The sequence below is a fragment of the Bacterioplanes sp. CLAM21 genome (assembly GCF_059641015.1).
In genome coordinates, this window is record NZ_CM184929.1 from 1,950,592 (window position 1) to 1,970,058 (window position 19,467).

Here is a 19,467-nt window from a genome sequence, read left to right on the forward strand (position 1 = left end):
GAGATAACTAATGGCTCGTGTAAAACGTGGTGTGATCGCTCGTCGTCGTCACAAGAAAATTCTGAAGCAAGCTAAAGGTTACTATGGCGCTCGTAGCCGTGTATTCCGTGTAGCTAAGCAAGCGGTTATTAAAGCTGGTCAATACGCTTACCGTGACCGTCGTCAGCGTAAGCGTCAGTTCCGTCAGCTGTGGATCGCTCGTATCAACGCGGGTGCCCGTCAGAATGGCCTGTCTTACAGCAAATTTATCAACGGCCTGAAAAAAGCCGCTGTTGAAATTGACCGTAAAGTTCTGGCTGATCTGGCAGTGAACGAAAAAGCAGCGTTTGCGGCTTTGGTTGAAAAAGCCAAGTCCAGCCTGTAAGCGGTTAGCCGGTTAATCCGGTACCCGAAACAGCAACCATTCAGGTGGTTGCTGACGGAATAGGGGAGTGGCGAAGGTGAACAACCTGAGGCATTCCCCTATTTTTTTGTCGAAATCGAAGTTAACGATGGAACACAACGATGGAAAACCTTGAGGCCCTGACACAACAAGCCCTCGCTGCGGTTGAGCAGTCAGGCGACGTCGCCGCACTGGATCAGGTTCGGGTCCAGTTTCTTGGCAAAAAAGGCGAAATTACCGGTCTGATGAAAAATCTCGGCTCGGTCGCACCAGAAGATCGCCCTAAGGTCGGGGCAGTGATTAATGCAGCCAAGACCCAAGTGCAGGACGCGATTAACGCACGTCGTGAGGCGCTGGAAAGTGCTGCCATGAATGCCAAGCTGGCTGCCGAAACAATCGACGTGACCCTGCCTGGCCGTGCTATGCAAGAAGGCGGTTTACACCCGGTCACGCGTACACTTGAGCGTATTGAAAGCTTTTTTGCTGGCGCTGGTTATCAGGTTGCCGAAGGTCCTGAAGTGGAAGACGACTTCCACAATTTTGAGGCGCTGAATATTCCATCGCACCATCCGGCTCGTGCGATGCACGATACCTTTTATTTTGATGCAGGACGGTTGTTGCGCACACACACATCGCCGGTACAAATTCGCACCATGGAGGCGCAACAGCCGCCGATTCGCATTATTTGCCCTGGGCGTGTTTACCGCTGCGATTACGACCAAACCCATTCGCCTATGTTCCATCAGGTGGAAGGTTTGCTGGTCGATAAAGACATCAGCTTTGCCGATTTAAAAGGCACGCTGGAGCAGTTTATGAGCGCCTTTTTTGAGCGTGACGTTAAAGTGCGTTTGCGTCCATCGTATTTTCCTTTTACCGAGCCATCCGCCGAAATTGATATTGAGTGGATTGTAGAAACGCCGGAAGGCACTAAGCATGGTTGGCTCGAAATTGGCGGTTGCGGCATGGTTCATCCGAATGTGTTTAAACACGTTGGCATCGATCCCGATGTCTACAGCGGTTTTGCCTTTGGTATGGGTGTCGAGCGCATGGCGATGTTGCGCTATGGCGTTAATGATTTGCGCCTGTTTTTTGAAAACGACTTACGTTTCCTGCAGCAATTCCGTTAATACGAGGCTTCACACATGAAATTCAGCGAACAGTGGTTGCGCGAGTGGGTGCAGCCTGAGATTTCCACCCAAGAACTGGTGGATCAAGTTACCATGGCTGGCCTAGAGGTTGACGATGTCGACCCGGTGGCGGGCGAATTTAGCGGCGTGGTGGTGGGCGAAGTCATCAGTCGTGAGCAGCATCCCAATGCCGACAAGCTGAGCCTGTGTCAGGTTAGCGACGGCCAGGAAACCTTCCAGATTGTTTGTGGTGCGCCCAATGTGCGTGTTGGTCTGAAAATTCCGTTTGCCAAGCTGGGCGCGGTATTGCCGGGCAACTTTAAAATCAAAAAAGCCAAGCTGCGTGATGTCGAATCCTTTGGCATGTTGTGCGCAGAAGCTGAGCTGGGTCTGTCAGAAGCCAGTGATGGCCTGATGGAGCTGCCTGCCAGTGCGCCGGTAGGCGAAGATTTCCGTACTTATATGGGCTTGGACGATCAAATCATTGATGTCGACTTAACCCCTAACCGTGGCGATTGCTTAAGCATCGCCGGTTTGGCCCGCGAAGTGGGCGTGTTAAATCGTGTTGCCGTGCAAGGCCCAAGCATTGAGCCGGTAGCGCCAGTCATCGACGACAAACCTAATATCGACGTGCAAGCCAGCGCGGGCTGTCCGCGCTACGTGGGTCGCATTGTGCGCGGCGTTAACGTCAGCGCCGAAACGCCGTTGTGGATGATAGAAAAGCTGCGTCGTGGTGGCATTCGCTCCATCGACCCAGTAGTGGACATCACCAACTATGTGCTGCTCGAGCTGGGTCAGCCGATGCACGCCTTCGACCTGAATCAGCTGGATGGCGGTATTCGTGTGCGCATGGCGGCAGATCAGGAAAAGCTGACTCTGCTGGATGGCCAAGAAATCACCCTGAGCAGCGATACTATGGTGATTGCCGATCACAGTCGTGCATTGGCCATGGCCGGTATTATGGGTGGTGAGCAATCGGGCGTGACGGAAGCCACGCAAGATCTGCTGCTGGAAGCGGCGTTTTTTAATCCGATTACCATTGCTGGTAAAGCGCGCGCTCACGGTTTGCACACCGATTCATCGCATCGTTTTGAGCGCGGCGTAGACTCGCAGTTAGCCCGTACCGCGATGGAGCGTGCCACTGCTTTGCTGCTGGAGATTTGCGGTGGTCAGCCGGGGCCAATCGAAGAGGTGGTGAGTGAGGCGAATCTGCCAAAAGCCGCCACCATCGAGCTGCGCCGTTCACGTATCGAAAAAATTCTTGGCCTCAGCATGGCCGATAACGACGTGCAGGATATTCTTGAGCGTCTGGGCATGCAGGTCACTGCTACCGAGCAGGGCTGGCAAGCCGTGGCGCCGAGCTATCGCTTTGATATGGCCATTGAGGCCGATTTGATCGAAGAGCTGGCACGTATTTACGGTTACAACCGTTTGCCTGTGCGTGTACCGCAAGCGGCCACGCCGTTGGCGAAAGCGCCGGAAGCCAAAATGCCGATGGCCGATATTCGCCGTCAGCTGATTTCGCGCGGTTATCAAGAAGCCATCACTTACAGCTTTGTTGATACCAAAGTGCAAAAGGTGTTGGCGCCAAGTATTGAGCCATTGGCGCTGCTGAACCCCATTTCTAACGATATGGCGGTGATGCGCAGCACCTTATGGGCGGGCTTGCTGGGTGCGGTTGAGCACAATATGAAGCGTCAGCAGCCACGCGTACGCTTGTTTGAAACCGGTTTGCGCTTTGAGCCTGGTAACGATGGCTTGCAGCAAATTCCGACCTTGGCCATGGTGGTTGCGGGTAACCGTCAGCCTCAGGGTTGGAGCAACAGCAGCGACAATGTCGACTTTTTCGATATCAAGGGCGATCTGGAAAGCGTACTGCAGCGCAGTGGCCTGCTGGCAGATTACCGCTTTGTTGCCGCTGAGCATGATGCTTTGCATCCGGGTCAGTGTGCCCGCATCGAAAAAGATGGCAAAACCGTCGGCTGGATTGGTGCCCTGCATCCACAAGCGCAAAAGGCACTCGACCTGAAACACGCTGTATATTTGGTCGAAATTGACCTCGATGCGGTGCAGCAGCGCCGTGTACCGGCCTTTGGAGAACTGTCGAAGTTCCCTGAAATGCGTCGTGATTTGGCTCTGGTGGTGTCTCAGTCTGTGGCGGTGGACGATGTCTTCAGCGCGATTCGCTCGGTAGCGGGTGAATATTTGACGAACCTCACATTGTTTGACGTCTATGTGGGCAAAGGCATTGATCCTGATAGAAAAAGTCTGGCACTGGGCTTGACCTGGCAGCATCCTTCGCGCACTCTAACTGACGAAGAAGTGAACGATTCGGTCAATGCCGTACTCGCTCACCTCAACGAGAGTGTAGGAGCAACGCTGAGGGGCTAGCATGACGGCTCTGACCAAAGCAGAACTGGCTGAAAAACTGTTCGAGGATCTTGGTCTCAATAAGCGCGAAGCGAAAGACATGGTGGATCTCTTCTTTGATGAGATCCGCGACAGTCTGAGTCGCAATGAGCAGGTGAAGTTGTCGGGTTTCGGCAACTTCGATCTGCGTGATAAGCGCCAGAGACCCGGGCGAAACCCTAAAACCGGCGAAGAAATCCCGATTTCTGCGCGTCGGGTAGTGACCTTTAAGCCAGGTCAAAAACTCAAGGTTCGGGTTGAAGCCTATGCTGGAACCGAGTCACAACAATGAACTTCCGCCAATCCCGGCCAAACGCTATTTCACCATTGGTGAAGTCAGTGAGCTATGTGACGTAAAACCCCATGTTTTACGCTATTGGGAGCAGGAGTTTCCGCAATTAAGCCCGGTTAAGCGCCGCGGCAATCGTCGTTATTATCAGCGCCAAGACGTCATTTTGGTGCGTGAAATCCGCAATTTACTCTATCAAGAAGGTTACACCATTGGTGGTGCGCGTCAGCGCCTGGAAGAGGGCGACTCGCAAGCCGTGGCCATGGATCAAGCCTTAATTAAAAATATGATCAGTGAGCTAAAAGAACTGTCGGCCTTGCTGAAAGCCGATTAGCGTCGCTTAGCCATAAAAAACTTTAACTTTTCAGTGACTTAGGTATACTAGCCAGCGCTTGGACACGGTGCCGAGCTGAGTCGGGATGTAGCGCAGCCTGGTAGCGCACCTGTATGGGGTGCAGGTGGTCGGAGGTTCAAATCCTCTCATCCCGACCAATTTCCCCTTTCTTTTCAATGACTTAGAAATCCTTCCTAAGCCATCTATCAACAAAACAAGCCTTAGCTAATATACAGTCTGTCATTCTGTACAGTTGTTACCGTGTCGCTTTCACTATTTCTGGCTTTCTCTTGTATCGCACTTCACCGCCATAAAGGCAATGCCTTTGGCGTTCTGGCCGGGGTCGGTCACGGGCTGGCCAATCCATAATTTGGAATAGCGGGTACCTTCCACGGTTACTGTTTCCGCGCCATACAGATCTGCCATGATTTGATTTTTCATGTTATTCACCTTTTATGTTTTAAATAGATCGCAGCGTTATTAGCTGCTTTGTTTTAGCGTTTGTGTTTACGTTTTATATCCAGGTCGTGCGTATTACTGCTTGGTTAATGGCATGGGCCATCGGGTTGTGTGGCCTGTTGCCACTGGTGTAATCGTTCGGCGTTGAGGTCCGTTCGAATCTGCAACGCAAATCTGTGTATATCGGTTTCTGGTTGCTTATCCAGAATCAAATAAATCAAATATCTCAGCGATACTTCCGGCAAATAGGCCGTGTCGTTGTTAAAGGCCGATTGGTATTCCAATAAGGCTACCGAGCCGGATACCTCTAACAGCTCTTCTTGTAACGGGATGGGGGATGGTATGTCCTTATTCATGCGGTTCTCCCTAATCGTTCCCTGTTCAATGAATCCGTGGTTCAAGCAGACGCGGTTAGTCGGTGTAATCGCCTCGGGTAAAAATGTCCTTACCGTCTCTTAGGTGCTGGGTCATGCGTTCGAGGTTGACGAAGTTACGACCGGCAATCTTCACACGCGGTACGGCGTCGGTCTGAATCCAGCCGCGCACCGTGTCCTGGGTGACTCCCACAAAGGCGGCAAACTGTTCTTGCGACATCACGGGAGGAATAGAGACGTAGTTAAGGGTGGGTTTATCCATGTTTAGAGGCTCCTGTTGATCTGATGGATGGCCACAGACAACGCGGTGGGAGCACTCCACCAGTGCGTATATAAAACCAGTTTTCCGTCACCTGTTGTTCCAAAACGTGTGACAAACCAGTGCTGAGCCAGAATCCGATCGTTCATGTTGTTTCCCTTTCGTTCCCTGGCCAGAGTGTTGGTATACTCATCAGCGCAGAGCGACATACAGCGACATGTGTGTTTTGTTTAACCGGTTGGATGCGGCAACATCCGACATATACAATCTAAGGAATCTCCAAATAATGCGCAAGTATTTGCGCAATAAATGAAGATTGATTTTTTCTATATGGATGAAATTTCTAATAGATTTAAGATTCTCGAAGAGTGCGAGAACTTCAAAATGCCTTGGTTGGAAGTGCAGACAGGGATCAAGGCCAAGCGCTGGCATACGATTAAAGCCAGGGGAGACATGCGCAGTAGCGAGTTAGAAGCGCTTCAGAAGCTGTTTCCTGAATACAAGGTGTGGTTGTCTACGGGTGAGGAGTACCCAGAAGCAGGGCAGGTTAGCCCTGAAAGAAAAAGAAAAATGTGCAGCTAAACTATTCTTGCTTTAGCTGTGTTCATTGATTGCTGTCACTAGAGAACTGAGCTGCTGAGAGTCTTTGTTCTGCATCGCCTCAATGATTGTATCTGCAATGATGGGAATTTCAGGTGCATCAAACGGTATGGCAAAACGTTCGACTGCCCCTCCAGCATGTGAATTCTCATTTAGAAGCCTACGAACAGCAGAATCATTTCTTTGGGTGTTGGCGAAGAATTTTTCTTCTGCCTCTTTTGGACTCATTCCAGGGTACATAAAATAAAGATAAAACTCTAAGAATTTCCTGGCATTGTTCCCGAAATTATAGGCGTCAATGGGGTCTGTGCTTGAAGTGCTGCCTGATCGGCAATTGTATATTGATTTGAATAGTAAAATGAATTCAGTGGCGTTTCTATTTAGGTGTTGTGACATGTTTTTAATATTGGAGCTTCCCCCGGTTCTGGATAATTCCAGAAAGCAGCACTTTATCTTACGGTCTTCTTTCTTGTTGTAGGTGTTGGCGTGAGTGAGTTTTTGTAAATATCTTAGGAATTCAAGGTTGTGCGTTGTGATGGTTATTTGATCTATTCCATATTCACATCTATTTCTATTTATTTGTTCAATAAGACTGAATATTAGGTATATATTATTTTGATCTAGGCTAGATATAGGGTCGTCAATCCATACTATTTTTTTTCTTCCTGGTTCGTTTGGCTCCTCAATCTTCGTTATGAAGTAGCAGAATGATATTAGGCTTTTTTCTCCATCGCTTAGGTTTTTTGCTGTAACCCCATCCCTGGTTATTCTGAAGCTCTTGTATGAGTCCTCTTCGTTTGTGTGTAACTCTATTGTGTTTGGCTTTAGGCAGTTTTTCAGTAATTTATTTATTTTGGTTATTGCCTGGTGTTGGCTTGTCATTCTTGACTTTAGTGTGTTTGATTCATCTTCTAGGTTTTTAATTTCATTGTTGATTTCTGTGAGTTCTAATTTCTTTTGAGCTAAATATTCCTCTGATTCTTTTATGTTTCTGTTTAAATCTTTGTAGGTATTTGATTTTTTTAGTTTCATTGCCTTTGTAGTGATTAGTTCTTCCGTTGCTCTTTTTTTTGCTGATTCAAATGAGTCGCAATGGTTGTTATGGTTGTCAATTAATTTATTTATATCATCTATTATTTGGTTGATTATTATTTCTGAGTTGTTCGGGGTCTTCTCAGGGTTGGTTCTTGTGAATGGGTTTAGCTTTTTTTCTTTCAGCGATTGGGATATTTTATCTAGCTGGTTTTTAATATCTATTGCTTCATTTTCAAGAGTTTCAGTTAATGTTCTTGCTTTTTCTTGTAGCTGTTCGTGGAATGTCTGCCAGGCAAGCTTGAATTCCATTGATGATTTTTTTCTTGATATGTCTGATATTAATCGATCTATTTTCTCTAAAAATTTCATGTAGTCTTCGTTGAAGTGTTTCTCTAGTTCCATCCATCTTTCTCTTGGTATCTCAGATCCGCAGAAGCCACATTTGTTTTCTTTCTGTATTCTTAATCCATTCCAAACCCATTGTTGGAGTGTGCTGTTTTCCTTTAGTTCATTAATTTTTTCAGATATTTCTGGTTCTGATTTTATTGCTTCAAGGTATTCTTTTATGGTTTCTTCTGATGATGATATCCTGGAAAGCTTTTTGTCTATTCTATCTTTTTTATTTGATTGTATTATCTTGATTATATCCTCTTCTGTTTTTTCTTGGTTTTTTGATTCGTTTGTTTTTTGGATGTCTTTTTTTAGGTTTGCTGCTGTGTACTTGCTTGTTGTTATTTTGTCGATTTCTTTTGCTTTTTCGGTGTGTATGGAATCTATTGTTTTTATGTGTTTTTTCAGCTCTGTGGTTGTAGTGGATATTTCCTCTTCTTTTTTGATTCTATCTTTCCGGAGTGGTCCTGGATTGTTTTCACTTCCCAGTACTTCTTGTATTTCGAGTAATCTTTTCTCTATCTCGGTGTTTTCCTCTCCAAGTAATGCGAATGATGTTGCTTTTGTTGGGCTGTTTGCGACGAACTTGAAGTTTCTCTCGATGAAGTCTGAGTTGTATACTTTAAAGCAGGCGTCGCCTGACCTGGGATTTTTTTGGGTAATTTTTTCTCCATTGGAAAGTTCTATTTCGTAATCTATTCCAGTTAAGTCTTCTGGTATTTCTTCTCTCTCTATTGTTTCTATTACTCTTGAAAGCGTTGTTTTTCCTGAGTAGTTTCTTCCGAATATTATATTTAACTTCCTTAGTTTTGTATCAGGGAGCTGGTTTTCCCATATGAAATTTCGAAAGACGCCGTGATTTCTTATCTTTGATATTTTAGTGATTGTTAAAGGTCGCATGTCTCTAGGCATTGTCTGATTTCTTTGTCAGGTTTGTAATTGCTGGTGCTGGTAGGTGTGTAAGCTTGCTTGTGAGATGGGTTGTGGGGCTGAATCTCAATGTGTCGAACCTCTTAACTTCCTATACTCCGCACAGGCCTGATCTCGCTCTGCTAAAACACTGGGTGCGGTGCTGCCCATAGCGGCAACAGTGGCACTGCTGCAGCGTGTTTGGGCTTTTTGTAATTCGGTCGGGCCTTTGGAGCGTTTCACGCTGGCCATGAAAGGTCGGTAGCTTTTGGCTGCGCTGCAGAACATGCGGTTCAGGCTTTCGGCCTTCCATTTGGGTTGGTTTTCAAACTTCACATCGTTGCAGGCCATGCGAAACATGCGCTTGGCGGCTTTGGTGCATTCGGCAAATTCTGCGAGTTCCAGTTTGTACAGTGAGCACACGGTGTCGTGTTCTATCTGCCAGCGTTGGTAGTAGAACGAGATATCGTAGCCGTCGTGGGCGATGGTGACGGTATCTCGCTTGTAGCCTCCGGCTTCAATGATGCGATCTGACGTCATGGATTGAACAAAATCGAAATAAGCGCCGGTGGCGGCTTCAAAGACGTTCTGTTGACCTAGTTGGTCATTGCTGTGGGCGTAATAGGAAAGAAGTATTAGCGGGACGATCATCCATCTGATCATGACCATTCATCCTTGTTCGACTGCTGTTCGGCAGTGTGTCCATTTACCGCTGTGCCGGAGGTTAGTAATCACTCACGGCGCTGTTGTCTGAATTGTCAGAATACGGCAAGGGGAGGCGGGAGGGCAATACGGCATGTTAGGTAGTGTTAGGTTGGTGGTGGGCTGCTCAGTTGCCAGCATTCCATTGTGAGAAAAAGATCTTGGGTGACGGCGCATAGCTGATTCGAAGGTCAATCTCTAGATCAGATTCAAAACCGACTCTGATTATCTGCTCTTCTCCCCAGCCGAGAAACTCGATTGAAAGAATGTCTTCTTGGTAATGCTCAATTACGGTCGTGCCCGAGTCTACTAATAACACGTCTATGGACTTTGGGATTGCGGTGCTGTGCGAAAAGATCAGCTGACGATCATGGTCGTAACTGCGAACATAGGAGTAGACTCCATCTGGGGGGTTGTGCTGGCTGTTGAGGCCAAATTCCTTCATGAGAAATTCCAATTCATCTGGTGCTTTATAGCTCATATAAGGGTCTGCTTTGGCTGTTAGGGGTGAGATTATCGCTCTGTAAAAGTTTGAGCAGCGTACCAGTAAAAAATGATAGGTTGCTGTCTCGATTATTGTGCTTTTGAAAATCCGAGTTCAGTTTGCATCGACTCGGATTTTGAAACCATTATCACCTGCTGAATTTTAGACCGAACGTGTTCAGGCAAGTAGGTTCGACAGGCAGGGTAAAACAACAACGGAATGCTGGCTGTGGCAAAGGCATGGGCTACAAACTGATCACGCTCCTGGCGATTGGCTTTCTGATGAGAGGCGTCGTTCAGTTCAATGGCGGCAGCGATGCTCAGGTCTGACGAGCGAACCAAGACAAAGTCGATGTGCTTCTGTGACACTTTACGAAAGGCGGTGCGCTGGTCGATCTCTGCTCGGCTGGGCTTTACCAAATCGGCCATGCGAACCTTACACATCACCGTGATGTCGTCCGGCACCACCGACAACAACACCCCATAAAACGAGCGCTCAGCCGGTGTTAACAGTCTGCCTGTTGATTCGTAGCTGGGCTGTGTTTCTTCCGTGCTGTCTGGTTTGCCCTTGAGCTTGCGAACCAGGCTGAGAATCAGCTGTTCCAATGGCGAGGTTTTTACTTGGCGTCGTTTGTATCTGTTACGGCCCTTGCGGGAGGGCTTACCACCAAAGACCAGAGCGAGTACCAGGGTCAGCAGCAGAAATCCAAACGCCCAGTAGGTGAGGGTGACAATCAGGTCTGTGATGGCTTGAATGGGTGCTCTACGTCCTTGTGTGCAGGACGCAGAGGGTACGGCAGGGTGGTCGGTTGGGCAAGAATGACCGTAACCATTGGTCTGGCACCCCTTCTTTTTGCTTAAGACGTGACCATTAGCTCTGCTATTATGCGCGCCTTAAGTAGAGCCCACGGTGGTAATGTGGGAGCGATCGTTGAGTGTGCGTCGTTTGCGCTGGGGAATTTTGGGCAGCAATTTTGATATGATTTGGTTATTGACAGTGGGGCATTTCACTCTGTGCTCAGTTGCCTTCTTTGTGGTTTTTCACCTCTATGGTGAGGCCCTTTTGTGGGTTGGAAAGAAGGGTGGTTTCATTAAATTTGTGGGAGGCTATCTGGTATTTTTTGCTTTTTTACTTGCTGTGTCTCTGCTATTCGCTTCTGCTGGTGATTTACTAAGTGAATGGCGAGAGAATCGAAATTCAGATGTTATTTATTTTGTCTTCTTCTGTTTGCTGTTTGTTCTATCGATGGCTCCTGGAGGGCGACATTTCTTTAAGCGCTATTTTCAGAGGCTTCAAAAAATTGGCTTTTACTAAGGCCGATCCTGCAGGCCTAAGTAGCAATCAATCACGGTAGAAAGCCAACAACACAGGCACCCACTCTAGCAATGGCCATCTTAACGATTAGGTGGCGGGGGATCCTCGATGGGAATATCCAGTAGTCCAAAGCCTATGAAATCGCTAATAATTGAGCCGATTTGAACGGTTCTGGCAAGGCTTCTATGGATTTAAAGTCTATATAAATCAATAAGATAGGTTGGTGTGGCTGCTATTTTGACATGGTGGCAATGTTACTCTGCATCCTTGTGGCAGGACGCAGAGGGTACGGCAGGGTGGAGGGCTGGGGCAGGAATGACCGTAATCATTGGTCTGGCGCCCCTCTTTTTGCTTAAGACGTGACCATTAGCTCTGCTATTATGCGCGCCTTTTGCGAAGTGAGGCTTTGGTGTTCGTGGTGAGTTATCTCAAAATCGTTTCTTATTTCTTGCTGATCTGGTGCGTGCTATCGCCCGTTACAATTACTTATCATGCTTTCTTTTCAGAGTATGCTGTCAGCATTCCTCTATGGGTTTTCATTGTAGGTCTGCCTCTCTCGATATCATTATTCGTCTGCTCCATCGCGATATGGAAGTCTAAAGGCTGGGGTCTGAAGTTGTTTGGTCCAAGCTTTATTTTATTTGGGATGGTTCTTGGTTATTCCAGCGAGATTGATACGGATTTGTTGGCATTCGGTCTTATTGGGGATGCCATTATTGGTGTGGTGCTTTGGGTGATTATTTGGAAAACGCTTGGAAGCAACGTTGCATCTGACCGGGGTGAAAAAAGCAACACAGACAACTACTCCGGCAATGGCCATCTTAACGATTAGGTGGCCGGGGGATCTTCGGTGGGAATATCCAGTAGTCCAAAGCCCATGAAATCGCTCAAAATTGAGCCGATTTGAACGGTTTTGGCAAGGCTTTCAAAGGATAAAAGTCTATATAAATCAATAAGATAAGTCAGGTTGGCTGCTATTTTGACATGGTGGCAGTGTTACTCTGCATCCTTGTGTGCAGGACGCAGAGGCACGGAAGGGTGGTGCGATCAGGCAAGAAGCCTGTCTGTTTGAAAAATCGACAGCCATCAATTGGCCGTCTTGTTATGACTGTCTTACTTCATGACGAGGCCAGGTCAAGGCATAGGTAGAAGCTACTTCTGATTAAAACGGCTCAAAATCTCTTGAATCGTTCCGTCAGATTTCATCTCTTTCAGAGCAGCGTTGAACTTGGCAGTTACTTCGGCCCCATCCTGCCGATTTTTGGTAATCGCACAAAATAGTTTAAATGATTTAAAAGGGGGCGTTAGAGGTTCAAACGCGTCTTTTAAATCAGCGAACTCCGGGCTGTTGTTGAGCTGGTAGTAGAACTGCTGGCGCCCCATGATAAAAAGGTCGATTCGACCAGCGGATAGTTTTTTAATGTTTTGAAATTCATCTGAGGTTTCTTCGACATCCAAGCCTTTAGAGCGAAGCTCTTCCAATTGGGCTGAACCTCTCAGGGCACCGATTCTGTATGGCTTAAGGTCTTGCAGCTGATTGAAGGCAATTTCCCTGTCGGCTTTTTTAACAAATACCTCGTCATTGGTGTGCACGACATCACTAAAGTAGAAAAAACCAGCCCGATCCTCGCTGTAGTAGGCGCCTAGAAGTCCATCGTGCTTACCTTTTTTGGCCTCTTCTAAGGCTCTTTTCCAGGGAAGAAACTCAACCTCTAAGTCATAGCCTGCCCGTTTGTAGGCCTCTCTGGCGATAGCTGTAAAAAAACCATTTTCTGGCAAGTTGTCGCCATAAAAGGGTTGCCAGTTGACCGTCGCAAGTGAAATTTTTTCGGCAATGGATAGGTTGGATAACAGCATCATTGCCATCAGACAAAAACCAGTTTTAGCCAGGCGCATTAGGTAGTCCTTATAGAGGCAAAGACGGGTATAAAAACATTAGACGACACAGGTGGAGCCGAAGTGAAAACAATAGGCTTGAACTGTCAAGGAGGACCCATCGGACTGACTTTTGCGACCATGAAGACAATTGTATGAACGGCCTTGGGTTTGTCGGAGTATGTCTATCAGCCCAAGTCAGATCAGTTTGATGGTTTAACGTCTACTCAGGCGGAACAGAAATACTGTTTCAGTTATGGGAAGAGAGGTGTTTCCCTTTATAAGTGAACGTCATGGTCGACTGCGGGAAGGTTTGATTGTGTTGTACTTGCCCTTGCACGCGTTTGGTCTTGACGCTATCTGTGACGTTGAACTCGAAGGGCTTTTTCCCCTGTGTGACCTTAGAAACGTCGACGACGGAGTTTTGCTGCAGGTTGGGCTTGGGCTTGAATGAATAACCATTCTTGCCTCGTTCAAGATGCTGCTGGATAGCGATTTTCATCATTTCAAACGGATTGGGGCTGATTCCCGGCTCGAAGCTGGCAAAGTGCTTATCCCGACTGGACTGCGGCAACTTCGAGATAGGTGAGTTGCTTTTAAACTGGGTGGGCCCAGAAGGGGAAAGGTCACCATTCGGTGATTGCTTGTAGTGCAAATGCCGTTTGGGCGTGTGTAGCAATGTTTGGCCGAATTTCTGGGCGAGATAATCCATCGTCTTCTTGCGTGCGAAGTTCATTTTCTTCTCCAGTATTGTTCGATTGACTTCTTATTTAGAGTTTTCTCATCAAGAATCGGGCCAGCCTGGAATGGGCTGGCTAACGGGAACCTGCTGTTGACCTCTGGGTTGTTGGGCTCGCATCTGGGTGTTTTTTGACCGGGTGTATGCGGCGTGTGATAGTGGTTTGTGTCTTCTTGGCTGAACATCGAAGACGCTGGACTTGCACTGAGTGGTTACTCATCAAATGTGGCCGTGAAGCGTGCAGCGGTGTTGGTCTGTGTTCTTGGGCTGACGGAGCCAGACGGCGACATGAGGGTGCCCTGGGTTCTATGCTGGAGAGCATTGTGCTCTGTGCTGACACGAGTTCTTGCATCAACCACTTGCTGCTTGGCTGTCGACAAATCCAAAGAAAATTGCTGCATTCGCACCGTTTTATCACCGAACTTATCCGGGTCTGTAGGGTGGACTACGAGATCAGAGAAGTGGGCAGAACCGTTATCATTTACTCTAATGTGAGGGTATTGAGAAACGCCCTTTCCTAGATCAGACGGGTCTCGAACGGGGGCAAAGACGGTAAAGCCTTTGTCGTCGTTTCTTGTTGATACAACCGGGCGGCCATCGATGGTTTTGGGCGTTTTGTTCGTTGCGCTCATTGCAACCTCCATGTCTTATCGATGTGAAGATTGCAATCCTGGGGCCAGGTTTCAGACGCAGATCTGGCTGTTTCGTAACCTTGAGTCTGCGTTAAAAACAACGCTGTTGGGATGGATGCTACCCAGGTGAAACTGGTGCTACCTAGTCGTGGTTCGATGTTAGCAAGGGCTAACTCCGCTGCTTACTCTTGCTTGTTGGTTTTGTTAAACGGCGTGTCACCGAAATACAGCAGAGCAAGCAGGGCACCGAGAACTATCGAGCCAAAGGAATCCAAAGTGGTTGGGATGGCATGTTCTACGTAAGGTCCGGTGATGGGCATTATCAAAAGCATAAGGGCGCTCGAAACCAATAACGTGGAGCGAGACCATGCCTTTCCGATCAGTATTCCTATTAAAGCGATGGTTTGCGCAATAAAGGCAGGCAATGCAACGGCTAAAAAAACCATGTCCCAAACAACGTTGTAACTGGATTGATCATCCAGGTACTCGAGTAGCAATGGTGGCAGCTGCGGAGTTAAGGTCGAGCGTAGGAACAGGTTTATAGGCAGTAGCGCAATATATAGTATGGCTAGAGTCTTGATGGTTTTGGTTTGATTCATTGTTTCTCTTTACTGCGTGAAAGCAGATCTAAGACGATTAGCATGGGCGTTCTACGTCCTTGTTTAGAGGACGTAGAGGGGCGATCTATAAGTGATTAGTTGTTGGCGTTATATGCTTCAAGCCAAGCGAGTAGCTTTTGGGATACCTCCCCGTGGAGATAGTGACCATCAAGGAATTTGGCAATATTTTCAGGATAAGGGTAGACGTCCAAACCAGCGAATAGCAAGGCCTCTGCTTCTGCCTTACTTTTGTTGTCCTTTAATGCATTTGCCCATTTTACAACATAGGATGCAGCAATTATTCGCTGGGCCTGAGGGCTGTTCTCTAGTTTTAGAGTTCTCATGCCTTGAGAAATAGCTCGGTCAGGTTGGTTTTTTCGCATCAATAGATACTTGGAATAAATGTAGTTAACACGATATTGGTTTGGCTCAAGTTCAATTTCTTTAATGTAAAACTCTTCTGCCTTGTCAGCATCTTGATACATTTCCCAGTAATTTCTAAAAAAATCGAGAGAGGTTATGTAAGCTTTTTTGTTGCTAGGTCCTCTATCGTAGACTCGCTTTGCATGGATGAAGGCTTTTTCGAAGTCTCGAGTCATGTTGTACAGATCAGCTCTATTCATATCTAACCACGGGTCTTGTGTGCCAATGGCGGCTGCTTTATCTAAAGCCTCTTTTGCATCATCAGAGCGGTGAAGATTGATGTAAGTATGCCCTAGGAGAGAATAGGCCTCTGCATAGTTTGGCTCTAATGAAATAGCATGCAGAAGAGTCCTTTCAGCATTTTCGTTCATGAGCTTGTGTGCAAGCCTGGAGCCTCCACGAATAGCCATAATGTATAACCTACCAAACTCTCGATGAGCTGGTGCATAGTTCGGATTTTCGCTAAGGATTGAGGTCAGAACTTCATAAGCGCTTTCCAGCTTTTCATCCTCTCCTCTCCACGAATCCAGTGTGCTGCGAGCAGAGGAAAACTTTGCATACAGTTCTGGGTCAGCCTTCTTGTACTTGATCTCGGTTTTTGGAATCCACTCATCGGCATAGGCAATGTTGAAGGTGAAAGCTAGTAAGAGCAAAGTTCCCAATTTAGTAATGATGTTCAAGAGTTACCTCGTGATCCTGTGTGCATGATCGATATTCTGCGGGCCTCGGCTCTCACCGAGGGCGCGGGATTCTACCACCCTCCAGCTGTATTGGCCGCCTTAGAATTGCAGTCTGATGTGCCTTTGGTTTGTATCTTGTCTCTTTTTGTCTTCTGTACTTGAGCGCAGGATGGTTTCTGTGAGCTATGTTGCCTTTGTGAAGGCTTCCTGATGTGTTGGTGAGGTTAGTCATTAGCCTGACCAATATCCAGTAGTGGCAGATTTCTAACTCGTTGATTCTAAAGGGGTTTTCTTAGCTTGTATATTAGCTATATAGAGCTAAGTGATTGATTTTAAAGGCTATTTGCCTTGCATGGGGTGCAGGTGGTCGGAGGTTCTAATCCTCTCATCCCGACCAATTTCCCCCTTATTAGTACTTGTGAAGTTCAGTGTATAAACGTGATTATTGAGTTACGTTAATTATTTGCTAGCGCTCAGGCTATTTTGTAGCGTTTTGTTTTTCGCTAATTCTATTTGCTGTTCAATAAACTGAAAGAAGCTGTCGCTGCTTATAAATGGGTTTATGGTTGTGTCATTATTACGCTTGTCTCTGTTGGCGAATAAATTGTTTTTATGTGGGTGGTTTGCCAGGTTAACCGACACCACAGGTGGTGTCATTGCAATCTGTTTGATTCGAGTCATGCTGTTCTGAAAGTCCTTCGCTAGAGCTGGCTGTTTGGTGCTCACGCTGTGACCGCCAATAATAAAGGCACGATGTTGTTCGCCTTTATCTTTAACCATCAAATCTACAGAAATATCGCCTTCCGTATGGCCAGGGGTTAAATAGAAGGTGAACTCGGTTTTTCCTATCGTTAGCTTGGAGTTATCTTTAAGGAAGGATGCTACCTGGGGTGGAGAGAACTTGTTTTCTCCGTCGCTGTTGGCTGATTGTTCCTGCGTTAACTGGAGTGCTTGCTCAGACATAAATACGTCAGCACCATAGATCGATTGCAGAAATTGAGCACCACCAACATGATCAGAGTGGCCGTGAGTAATGATAATATGGCTGACTGTTTTATCGGCTAATCCGAGTTTTTCCATGTTGATGGGGATCCATTGGCTATACGGAAAGTCCAATGAATCTATGATGACCAGTCCGTTTGAGGTTACAACAACATACGAAGACACCCATTTGTCGCCTACGTAGTAGACGTTATCAAACATCTGAAATTGCTCAACGTAACCATTCTTTTCAGTCATCTCTGGGACTTCTGCATGGCAGGAGAAGGCAAGAGTGATGATGGTTAGTATGGCGCTAGCATGTATTGCATTGAGTTTCTTCATTGTTGGCAAAGTCTGTAGATGATTGATTGTTGTTTACGAAGTTGGTGGCTTTGTATCTGGTTGAACAGTTAATAATAACTTGGCTGTAATATTTATGGTCATTTATATTGATCTGGCCAGGGGTTGCTTTGCTGAAATAGTTGGAACTGTCTAAAGAGGTCTGCCGAATACTGGTAGGTGAGCATTCAATAGCTTACCGTATGCAGCGAGTGTCGAGCCGATCTTTGGGACTATCTGTATATCGGCGGAAGCCTCTCTGGTTGCAAGTACATTCTCTTGTATTTAACTGTCGTTTAGATCAGTAGATTTTACCCCTCCTTTTGAAAGCAGGTATTTGTATACTTCGCTGTTGCTGCTAACAAGATCTAACGGGGTATTGCACCATGAGTGCGTATTCCCTTTAAAATACTCAACCGCGTTAACGTCGGCGCCCAGTTCGATGAGTTTCGCAATCGTTGCAAGGTGACCGTTATTTGTAGCGTAGTGAAGCGGTGTTTCTGCTGCCCGTTGGACATCTCGTACATCGCCTTTTCGCTGGTTTATGTCGAGTCCAGATTGGATTAAAAATTCGAGTAGTGCGCTATTGCCTGCTTCTGCAGCTTTATGAACGAGTGTTTCGCCATTGAGGTCTGTTTCCTGAAGGTCAGCACCGTGATGCACCAGCAGCTCGAGAAGCTCGGCTTTACCTGTTCGGGCTGCGCATAGTATCGCGCTACAGACAGATCTATTTCCGGAAATATTACCCTCAGCATCGTACTTGGGGTAGGTCTCAAATAGCTTTGCTCCATTCTCGAGTAGAATTCTCGTGGCCTCTAGGTGTCCATATAAGCAGCTCAAAGTGAGGGCTGTGTTACCAAAGCGTGATCTGGCATTGATATCAGCTCCTTTGTCTAACACTAATTGCACGGCACTAGGTATGCCTGAGGTGGCAGCAATATTCAGTGGTATATCATAGTCGGTTAATTTGTTTTGGGCGTCTGGGTCTTTGATGCAACTGAGTTTATGTATAATTTTATCTATTAACTTGTCGTCGTTAGTGCTTAGGTAATGTTCAACCAGTTTCTTTAAGGACCTCGGTGTTTTGATTTTTTTGACAGTAGTGGGTGGTTCATCAAGGTGCTTGTACAGTGATGACAGGAGGCAGTCAATCTCTGTTTTCCATTCGCTCAGAGTTCCTGCCTCTCGATGTAAGTCTGCGAGATCAGAGTCTATGACTTTCTCAATGGCGTTTATGGCAAGAACTTTAGTCGTTCGATCTGGGCTGTAGGCTTTGCATTCAATCCATCGATTCGCGTCGTGAAAATCAACCATATCATGTATAGTGGCAGCCGAGGCGACTATTGCGGCAGCAGCAACGGCTTGTTCGGCATCGTCCGAATCCAGTGTTGTATCGCAATTTTGCAAGTCTAACGTTTTACGTATCTTATCTTGCCATTGTTCGCTGGTCTCTAGTTCTTGGAACCAATCCAGAGCTGTATCATTGCCAAACGGTTTGTTGCTCCAGCAGCCCATTTTTTCCCTCTTTGGAGTTTAGCTACAATATTTCGATGCACGATAGATACATTAGTTTTTGATGAACTAGCTAGGGTGTTTCGTATATTCGGTTAAACCCTGTTTCAGAGAATCCATTCATCTTTTTCTTTCCGACTAGTATCAGTGGCACACCTGTGGCGCCAAGTCTGTTGTGCTCTCTGTTGGCTTTAGTACTCTTTTCTATGTCGTACTCAATAAAGCTAATATTGTTTTTCTTAAAATATTGTCTGGCTTTTTTACAGTATCCGCACCACGCCGTTGAATACATAATGACATTTTTATTGTCTGCTTTGCTGGTAGATTCGCTGTATTCAGGGCTCGAATATGTGTTTATGTTTAGTTCTAATCTAGAGGCAGAAGAGGACTGGGGCTCTTTGTCACTAAAGTGAACTTTCCCTTGATCGTCTGTCCATTTGTAAATCTCAGCTTGCACAGAATAGTTGATCAGAGTTAATGACAGTAATGCGGTAATAAACTTCATAAACGGATCTTGCAGTGGGGTCAGGAGGCAGAAACATCGATCACTGGTGACCTGTGTGTCACCAGCATCACCGCGCTATTGGCCGAGGCTATCACTACTTGGTTCTGGTAAGCAA

At 46.7% G+C, this 19,467-nt stretch carries 23 protein-coding genes and 1 tRNA gene; 9 read left to right on the forward strand and 15 right to left on the reverse strand.

Features of this window, described 5'->3' with window-relative positions:
- Positions 1-10 precede the first annotated feature (10 nt).
- From rplT to AC55FS_RS09095, 6 genes are all read left to right on the forward strand, one after another.
- Positions 11-364 carry a 50S ribosomal protein L20 gene (gene rplT, locus AC55FS_RS09070; protein ID WP_094060517.1) on the forward strand — a complete coding sequence of 118 codons (354 nt, stop codon included), beginning with the start codon at positions 11-13 and terminating at the stop codon, positions 362-364.
- Between the two features lie 140 nt (positions 365-504).
- On the forward strand, positions 505-1,509 hold the full coding sequence (pheS, locus tag AC55FS_RS09075; protein ID WP_496935760.1) for a phenylalanine--tRNA ligase subunit alpha: 1,005 nt from the start codon (positions 505-507) through the stop codon (positions 1,507-1,509).
- Positions 1,510-1,524: 15 nt separating this feature from the next.
- The gene (gene pheT, locus AC55FS_RS09080) at positions 1,525-3,900 is read left to right on the forward strand and encodes a phenylalanine--tRNA ligase subunit beta (protein WP_496935761.1); all 2,376 of its coding nucleotides are present in this window, start codon (positions 1,525-1,527) and stop codon (positions 3,898-3,900) included.
- A 1-nt stretch (position 3,901) separates the two neighbouring features.
- Complete coding sequence (gene ihfA / locus AC55FS_RS09085) at positions 3,902-4,210, forward strand: integration host factor subunit alpha (RefSeq protein WP_496935762.1); 309 nt, start codon at positions 3,902-3,904, stop codon at positions 4,208-4,210.
- A complete protein-coding gene (locus AC55FS_RS09090) occupies positions 4,185-4,541 on the forward strand; it encodes a MerR family transcriptional regulator (protein ID WP_496935763.1) in 357 nt (118 codons plus the stop codon). The genes ihfA and AC55FS_RS09090 overlap by 26 nt, the downstream gene beginning before the upstream one ends.
- A gap of 81 nt (positions 4,542-4,622) precedes the next feature.
- Positions 4,623-4,699, forward strand: a tRNA-Pro gene (locus tag AC55FS_RS09095).
- Between the two features lie 115 nt (positions 4,700-4,814).
- On the opposite strand, the gene AC55FS_RS09100 is transcribed toward AC55FS_RS09095, so the two are convergent.
- From AC55FS_RS09100 to AC55FS_RS09110, 3 genes are all read right to left on the reverse strand, one after another.
- Positions 4,815-4,982: a hypothetical protein gene (locus AC55FS_RS09100; RefSeq protein ID WP_496935764.1), complete on the reverse strand. Its 168-nt coding sequence runs from the start codon at positions 4,980-4,982 to the stop codon at positions 4,815-4,817.
- A 104-nt stretch (positions 4,983-5,086) separates the two neighbouring features.
- The gene (locus AC55FS_RS09105; RefSeq protein ID WP_496935765.1) at positions 5,087-5,356 is read right to left on the reverse strand and encodes a hypothetical protein; all 270 of its coding nucleotides are present in this window, start codon (positions 5,354-5,356) and stop codon (positions 5,087-5,089) included.
- 55 nt (positions 5,357-5,411) lie between these two features.
- Positions 5,412-5,636, reverse strand: coding sequence for a helix-turn-helix domain-containing protein (locus AC55FS_RS09110; RefSeq protein WP_496935766.1), 225 nt, complete (start codon positions 5,634-5,636; stop codon positions 5,412-5,414).
- Positions 5,637-5,942: 306 nt separating this feature from the next.
- Between AC55FS_RS09110 and AC55FS_RS09115 the strand changes: the two genes are divergently transcribed.
- On the forward strand, positions 5,943-6,215 hold the full coding sequence (locus tag AC55FS_RS09115) for a hypothetical protein (RefSeq protein WP_496935767.1): 273 nt from the start codon (positions 5,943-5,945) through the stop codon (positions 6,213-6,215).
- A 12-nt stretch (positions 6,216-6,227) separates the two neighbouring features.
- Here the strand turns inward: AC55FS_RS09115 and AC55FS_RS09120 are convergent, their stop codons facing one another.
- The 4 genes from AC55FS_RS09120 to AC55FS_RS09135 all read right to left on the reverse strand — a co-directional run bounded on the left by AC55FS_RS09120 (position 6,228) and on the right by AC55FS_RS09135 (position 10,358).
- Positions 6,228-8,570, reverse strand: a complete 2,343-nt coding sequence (locus AC55FS_RS09120) for an AAA family ATPase (RefSeq protein WP_496935768.1) — start codon at positions 8,568-8,570, stop codon at positions 6,228-6,230.
- 84 nt (positions 8,571-8,654) lie between these two features.
- Positions 8,655-9,230: a hypothetical protein gene (locus AC55FS_RS09125; RefSeq protein ID WP_496935769.1), complete on the reverse strand. Its 576-nt coding sequence runs from the start codon at positions 9,228-9,230 to the stop codon at positions 8,655-8,657.
- Positions 9,231-9,396: 166 nt separating this feature from the next.
- Positions 9,397-9,750 (reverse strand): hypothetical protein, encoded by a 354-nt coding sequence (locus AC55FS_RS09130; RefSeq protein WP_496935770.1) that lies wholly within the window; start codon positions 9,748-9,750, stop codon positions 9,397-9,399.
- 92 nt (positions 9,751-9,842) lie between these two features.
- Positions 9,843-10,358: a DUF2726 domain-containing protein gene (locus AC55FS_RS09135; protein WP_496935771.1), complete on the reverse strand. Its 516-nt coding sequence runs from the start codon at positions 10,356-10,358 to the stop codon at positions 9,843-9,845.
- A gap of 325 nt (positions 10,359-10,683) precedes the next feature.
- Here AC55FS_RS09135 and AC55FS_RS09140 point away from each other — a divergent pair, with 325 nt between their 5' ends.
- Positions 10,684-11,067, forward strand: coding sequence for a hypothetical protein (locus AC55FS_RS09140; protein WP_496935772.1), 384 nt, complete (start codon positions 10,684-10,686; stop codon positions 11,065-11,067).
- A 418-nt stretch (positions 11,068-11,485) separates the two neighbouring features.
- Positions 11,486-11,899, forward strand: coding sequence for a hypothetical protein (locus AC55FS_RS09145; RefSeq protein WP_496935773.1), 414 nt, complete (start codon positions 11,486-11,488; stop codon positions 11,897-11,899).
- A 320-nt stretch (positions 11,900-12,219) separates the two neighbouring features.
- On the opposite strand, the gene AC55FS_RS09150 is transcribed toward AC55FS_RS09145, so the two are convergent.
- The 8 genes from AC55FS_RS09150 to AC55FS_RS09185 all read right to left on the reverse strand — a co-directional run bounded on the left by AC55FS_RS09150 (position 12,220) and on the right by AC55FS_RS09185 (position 19,352).
- Positions 12,220-12,963 (reverse strand): substrate-binding periplasmic protein, encoded by a 744-nt coding sequence (locus AC55FS_RS09150; protein ID WP_496935774.1) that lies wholly within the window; start codon positions 12,961-12,963, stop codon positions 12,220-12,222.
- Positions 12,964-13,192: 229 nt separating this feature from the next.
- Positions 13,193-13,678 (reverse strand): hypothetical protein, encoded by a 486-nt coding sequence (locus AC55FS_RS09155; protein ID WP_496935775.1) that lies wholly within the window; start codon positions 13,676-13,678, stop codon positions 13,193-13,195.
- A gap of 215 nt (positions 13,679-13,893) precedes the next feature.
- The gene (locus AC55FS_RS09160; protein WP_496935776.1) at positions 13,894-14,313 is read right to left on the reverse strand and encodes a hypothetical protein; all 420 of its coding nucleotides are present in this window, start codon (positions 14,311-14,313) and stop codon (positions 13,894-13,896) included.
- 182 nt (positions 14,314-14,495) lie between these two features.
- Positions 14,496-14,912, reverse strand: a complete 417-nt coding sequence (locus AC55FS_RS09165; protein ID WP_496935777.1) for a hypothetical protein — start codon at positions 14,910-14,912, stop codon at positions 14,496-14,498.
- Positions 14,913-15,007: 95 nt separating this feature from the next.
- Positions 15,008-16,015, reverse strand: coding sequence for a tetratricopeptide repeat protein (locus AC55FS_RS09170; RefSeq protein WP_496935778.1), 1,008 nt, complete (start codon positions 16,013-16,015; stop codon positions 15,008-15,010).
- Positions 16,016-16,474: 459 nt separating this feature from the next.
- Positions 16,475-17,338 carry an MBL fold metallo-hydrolase gene (locus AC55FS_RS09175; protein ID WP_496935779.1) on the reverse strand — a complete coding sequence of 288 codons (864 nt, stop codon included), beginning with the start codon at positions 17,336-17,338 and terminating at the stop codon, positions 16,475-16,477.
- A gap of 282 nt (positions 17,339-17,620) precedes the next feature.
- A complete protein-coding gene (locus tag AC55FS_RS09180) occupies positions 17,621-18,850 on the reverse strand; it encodes an ankyrin repeat domain-containing protein (protein ID WP_496935780.1) in 1,230 nt (409 codons plus the stop codon).
- A gap of 70 nt (positions 18,851-18,920) precedes the next feature.
- Positions 18,921-19,352, reverse strand: coding sequence for a glutaredoxin domain-containing protein (locus tag AC55FS_RS09185; RefSeq protein ID WP_496935781.1), 432 nt, complete (start codon positions 19,350-19,352; stop codon positions 18,921-18,923).
- Positions 19,353-19,467: the final 115 nt, after the last annotated feature.